This is a genomic window from Thiohalocapsa sp., assembly GCF_019695415.1.
In the GTDB taxonomy this organism is placed as follows: domain Bacteria; phylum Pseudomonadota; class Gammaproteobacteria; order Chromatiales; family Chromatiaceae; genus Thiohalocapsa.
In genome coordinates, this window is the sequence record NZ_JAIFKJ010000619.1 from 1 (window position 1) to 5,576 (window position 5,576).

Here is a 5,576-nt window from a genome sequence, read left to right on the forward strand (position 1 = left end):
AGCACGAAGCTGCGCCCCGCACCGGCGTGTCGGCCCCACTTCCAACGGTATGCGGCCGAGCTGGCGCGACACGCATCGCAGCACAGCAGGAGCGACGCATCACACCCGGGCGGGCTCGCAGTCATGGCCGGATCGGGTGGTAGCCGATCACGCCATCCGCGCAGTGGCGCCGCACAGTTCGGGCAGCGAGGCGGCCGCGTATTGCGGCCCCAAAGCAGGCGCGGGACGGTGGCCTTGGGCGGTATCCGCAGCCAGGGCCTGCCGCCTGCATTGGCGCGGTTGGTCGCGGCGTCGAACTGCACCGCACACCCGGTGAATCCCACCAGATCTCCGAGGGCCGGGCCTGCTGCGAAAACGTCAGCGTCGCCTCCTTGCGGCTCGCCGAGCAGGCGGATTGCTGTAAGCGCCTTGACGATCGTCGTCCGATCGGTAGCTTGTAGCGGGTCAACCGGCGTCAGTACCAGTCGTCCCGTGTGCAATGCAGCTGGAACAGGTATCATCTGTGCCTCGTAAGCCTTTACCGGGTTGGGGGTTGCTCCGCAGGAGAACGGCAGGCCAGCGTGCCGCAGCCGTGTACAGGTGCCGCTACTGAACCAGGTCTTGGTCCGGGGCTGCTGTGGAAAGGCCGCCTGGCCTGTCGGACACCGCCAACCGCTCGAGTTACGTCATGGGTCCATTCGCCGCCGCTCATTGCCGAGATACCTCGCGCGTGCCGCAGCCCTCCTTGCTGGCCACTCTGCTTCTGGCGCTTGCCGCCGGCAGCGCCGCGCCGCCCGCCGTCGCAACGTCATTTGAGTCTGTCATTAAGAGCGGCAATGCGCGTGAGCTTGCGCGCTGGGGCCGTCGCTTCGAGCACGGGGAGGGCGTAGACCGAGATATCGACCACGCCATCCGACTTTACTGCAAGGCCGCCGCACGCGGCGACGCCGCCGCGCATTATCACCTCGGCTGGATCTATGCGGTGGGTCGCGCAGGGGCGCGCGACGAGGCACTGGCGGCGGCGTGGTTTTACCGCGCGGCGCAGAAGAACGACCCCCACGCCAAGCGGATGCTGGAACGTCTTGGCCACGAGGGCAAGCCGCGGCAGGCTGCGGTTTGTTTGCTTTCCGACGGTGGTCGCGCGAATGCCGACGGCGGGATCGTGCAGCCCATGCGTTATGCGGGTCGCGGCGGCACCACCCCTGTGTCCATTACTCGGGAGCACCCCGCCAAGGGACGTGTCGCGCGGATGGTGCGGCGTCTGGCACCGGAGTACCGACTGAATCCGAACCTCGTGCTCGCGGTCATCGAGGCGGAGTCCAATTTCAATCCGCGGGCCCGATCCCCGAAAAACGCCCAGGGGTTGATGCAGCTCATCCCGGAGACGGCGGAGCGCTTCGGGGTGGGCGATGTCTGGGACCCGGAGCAGAACGTCCGCGGCGGCATGGCGTACTTGCGGTGGCTGATGCGCTACTTCGACGGCGACCTCGAGCTCGTGCTGGCGGCTTACAACGCCGGGGAGGGTGCCGTCGAGCGTCATGGTGGTATTCCGCCCTATGCCGAGACGCAGGCCTACGTCCGGCGTATCATCAGCCGCTTGAACTGAAGTCCGACCCAGCGCTGCACCGCGGGCATACCGCGGTGCCGTGCAGCTACCGCATGCGACCCGTCCGAGTCTCTCCCCCACGACTTTCGCCGTTCAGGTCCCATCCGCGATGCTGGGCGCTGTGGGTGTGGGCGATCCTGCTGTGCGTGCCAGCGGTGCAGGCGGCGTTTGACGCTGCGCCGAGCGAGGAGCCCAGGGCCGTACCGCGCAGCATGAATATGCATTATCTGGATGCGGACGTGCAGCAGTGGCGGGGCATCTTCGAGCGTACCGGGCGGGAGGTGTTCGACCGCCGTTTCCAAGTGGTGGCGGCATTGGGGCTGGAGCCTGGCATGCGGGTCGCGGACGTCGGTGCCGGAACCGGCCTCTATACGATGCTATTCGCGCGGTCCGTTGGTGCGTCTGGGAAGGTCTATGCGGTGGACATCTCCCCGACGTTCATCGCTGCCATCGAGGACCGGGCCGCTGAATATCACGTGGAGAACGTGATCGGTGTCGTCAACGATGAGCGCAGCACACAGCTCCCGCCGGGGAGTGTGGATCTCGTCTTTCTGGCGGACACCTACCACCATTTCGCGTACCCGCGGAACATGCTGAGCTCGATCCACGCGGCCCTCGCGCCTGGCGGTGTGCTCGCCATCGTCGACTTCCGTCGCCAACCCGGCTTCAGCAGTCCCTGGGTCATGGGACATGTGCGCGCCGGGCGAGAAGCCGTCATCGACGAGGTGCAGGGCGCCGGCTTCGAGTACCTCGACGAGCCCCTTCAACTGCGCACCAATTATTTCCTGCGTTTTCGCAAGCTTGGCGAGTAGCCCGGGCGGGCGGCCTACGCGAGCTCGCGCCGCGCGACGGGTGCTGCCGAATGTATACCCATCGCACGCCGGTTTTCGGTTTGCCGCATGAGCAACCTGCTGATGCCTTGTCTCTTCCTCGAGCCTCGCCCCTCGAAACTCGCGACTCTCCGCTCTAGATTCGCCGGCACCGTGCCCTGTCAACGTGTGCGCGGGTGCAGGGTGGCAGGCCCACAGGAACACGTATGACCCCTGAATTTTGGCACCAACGCTGGCAGCGTGGCGAGATCGGTTGGCACAGCGATGCCATCAACCGCCACCTCGCGGACTACTGGCCAGCCCTCGGTGTACCGGCGCATGGCCGCGTGCTGGTGCCGCTGGCGGGGAAGAGCTTGGACATGCTTTGGCTCGCTGGTCGCGGCCACCGGGTGGTGGGGGTGGAGCTGAGTCCGATTGCTGCCGAGGCCTTCTTCCGCGAGAACGGGCTCGAGCCGGAGGTTACCGACCTGTCTCCGGCGCCTTTCGTACGCATGGCCAGGGATGAGCTGGTGCTCTTGGTGGGCGACTTCTTTGACCTCAGCGTGGATGTGCTGGGAGCCGCGCACGGCGCGAGCATCGACGCAGTTTACGATCGGGCTGCGTTGATCGCGCTGCCGCCGAACCTGCGCCCGGCTTATGCGCGGCATTTATCGAGTCTGCTGCAGGCGAGCGCGGCGCCGGGCACGGCTCCGCCCAAGTCGTTGCTGATCACCTTGGATTACGCGCAGTCCAGGATGCAGGGGCCGCCCTTCGCAGTGAGCGAGGCAGAGGTGCGGGGACTCTTCGGTGATCGCTTCCTGACTGAGAAGCTTGCGTCCATTGATGCCTTGGCGGAGAGTCCGCGCTTCGCCGAGCGCGGCCTGGATTGGCTCACCGAGCACGTCTATAGGCTGACCCTGATCGACGCTGCGGGAACCGCGGACGGCGGCTGACATCCCAAGGTATACCTATCACACACCGGTTTTCGGTTTGCCGCATGAGCAACCTGCTGATGCCTTTTCTCTTCCTCGAACCTCGCCCCTCGAACCTCGCTCCGCTCCGCGATACACGAACCGACGCCTGCTGCCGTGCTGGAGACATTGCAATGCAAACGACAACCAACCCTCGCCGTAGAGGGCCGAGGCGCGCCGCCGTGACCTTGAAGCTCGGGCTGCTGTGCCTGATCCTGGTCAGCGGCTGCGCTGGGCATGTTGCGCGGCAGGCTGCCGACGACGGTGCAGCCGTCACGGGCGATGGGCCTACCCTCTATGGCGAGTTGGGTGTGTCGGTGGATCACGTCTCCACGCGGTAACCGGGCCGGTGGCGCGCCCCCGGGTTGCCGCTGATATCCTCTCCTCGGGTGGCGTTCAGCGGCAGTGCCCAGGACGCAACGGGTACGCGAGGCAGCAGCTATCGACGAGTCAAGTGCCGATGAAGCCGAGAGCGCTGGAATGGTGGGGCGATTGACTGGTTGGTGTCGCTGGCGGACACGGGCGCGACCCGCGCGCGGAAGGTGGCTCACCGCTTGCGGCTCACGAAGTCCTTGAGGCGCTGGCGCTTCCGGGCCTGTCGGGGCGTCAGGCGGTTCTGCTTGCCCGCGTAGGGGTTGTCCCCAGAGCGCAGCTCCAGGCGCAGCGGCGTACCGGCAAGATCGAGGTCCCTGCGGAAGCGGTTCACCAAGTAGCGCCGATAGGCGGCAGGGAGAGACTCGGTCTGGTTGCCGTGGATGACGATGATGGGCGGGTTCCGTCCGCCTTGATGGGCATAGCGCAGCTTGATCCGACGCCCACGTACCAGCGGCGGCTGGTGCGCCTGCACTGCCTCCTCGAGCAGGCGCGTCAGCAACGGCGTGGGGAGGTCGCGTGTGGCGTTGGCGTACGCGGCGTCCGCGGCGGCCAGCAATAGGCCGACACCGCTGCCATGGAGGGCGGATATACGGTGTACCTCGGCGAAGTCGAGAAAGCCGAGACGGCGCTGATAGTCGTTGCCCACAACGCGTCGCTGCTCAGCGTCCAGCCCGTCCCACTTGTTGATGGCCACCACCAAGGCGCGGCCGGACTCGACGATATGGCCGGCGAGCGTTGCATCCTGCTCACCGATGCCGAGCTGGGCATCCAGCACCAAGAATGCCACGTGGCATGCCTCAATCGCCTGCAGGGTCTTGATGACGCTGAACTTCTCCACCGCGTCGGCGATGCGCGCGCGGCGTCGCATGCCTGCCGTGTCGATGAGGGTGTAGCGGTGCCCTTCGACATCGAAGGGGATGGCGATGCTGTCGCGGGTGGTGCCTGGGCTGTCGAAGGCCACCACGCGCTCCTCGCCGAGGATGCGGTTGATGAGTGTGGACTTGCCGGCGTTGGGGCGGCCGACAACAGCGATGCGCGTACGCGACTCATCTTCGGCCGCGACGTCCTCGGCGGCGTCGGGCAACCTCGGGCAAACCTGCGCCATCAGCGCGGCCACGCCACGTCCCTGGGCGGCGGAGATGAGCCATGGATCGCCGATGCCGAGGCTGTGGAACTCGGCGCCGGCGACGTCTTCCGCCTGGTGGTCGATCTTATTCACGACCGGCGTCAGGGGCTTGCCGGTGCGACGCAGCGCCGCGGCGATGTCCAGATCGCCGGCGGTGACGCCGTCTCGGGCGTCGAGCAGGAACAAGAGGTGGTCCGCCTCGTGAATCGCCTGCTGCACCTGGCGCTCCATCAACGCCTCGACACCGTCGCCCCCGCTGATGCCGCCTGTGTCCACCACGACATAACGCCGTGGTCCGATTTGACCGATGCCGTACTGGCGGTCTCGGGTGAGGCCCGGGAAGTCCGCCACCAGCGCGTCCCGGCTGCGCGTCAGGCGGTTGAACAGCGTCGACTTGCCGACGTTGGGCCGCCCCACCAGGGCGATGACCGGCAGCATTGGGTCTGGGCTCAGGGGGTCGGGCTGCTTGTCGGCGCAGGGCCGGGTCCAACAGGCGCAGGCGGGCCTGTCGGTGCGGCGGGGGCCGCGGGCGGGGTGGCGCCCGGCGTCACCATAGGCGGCAGCTCCGGCCGCTCGCCCCGATCGACATCCGGCGAGGCCCGCCCCGCGGCGCCCCAGGCCGCACCTGTGGTTCTCGGGCCACCCCACGCACACGTACCGTCCTTGGCCTCGACGCACGCCACACACCCGGAGACGACCTGCAGGCTCCC

The 5,576-nt window shown here is 67.3% G+C and carries 5 protein-coding genes; 4 read left to right on the plus strand and 1 reads right to left on the minus strand.

Features of this window, described 5'->3' with window-relative positions; genetic code table 11:
* Positions 1 to 709: 709 nt before the first annotated feature.
* The 4 genes from I6U14_RS16910 to I6U14_RS16925 all read left to right on the plus strand — a co-directional run bounded on the left by I6U14_RS16910 (position 710) and on the right by I6U14_RS16925 (position 3,706).
* On the plus strand, positions 710 to 1,585 hold the full coding sequence (locus tag I6U14_RS16910; protein WP_296900846.1) for a transglycosylase SLT domain-containing protein: 876 nt from the start codon (positions 710 to 712) through the stop codon (positions 1,583 to 1,585).
* 212 nt (positions 1,586 to 1,797) lie between these two features.
* Entirely contained in the window at positions 1,798 to 2,397 is a 600-nt protein-coding gene (locus I6U14_RS16915; RefSeq protein ID WP_296900848.1) for a class I SAM-dependent methyltransferase, read from the plus strand.
* A gap of 224 nt (positions 2,398 to 2,621) precedes the next feature.
* Positions 2,622 to 3,347, plus strand: a complete 726-nt coding sequence (locus tag I6U14_RS16920) for a thiopurine S-methyltransferase (protein WP_296900850.1) — start codon at positions 2,622 to 2,624, stop codon at positions 3,345 to 3,347.
* A gap of 152 nt (positions 3,348 to 3,499) precedes the next feature.
* Positions 3,500 to 3,706: a hypothetical protein gene (locus I6U14_RS16925; protein ID WP_296900852.1), complete on the plus strand. Its 207-nt coding sequence runs from the start codon at positions 3,500 to 3,502 to the stop codon at positions 3,704 to 3,706.
* A gap of 206 nt (positions 3,707 to 3,912) precedes the next feature.
* Here I6U14_RS16925 and der read toward each other — a convergent pair whose 3' ends face one another.
* Positions 3,913 to 5,304: a ribosome biogenesis GTPase Der gene (gene der / locus I6U14_RS16930; protein WP_296900854.1), complete on the minus strand. Its 1,392-nt coding sequence runs from the start codon at positions 5,302 to 5,304 to the stop codon at positions 3,913 to 3,915.
* Positions 5,305 to 5,576: the final 272 nt, after the last annotated feature.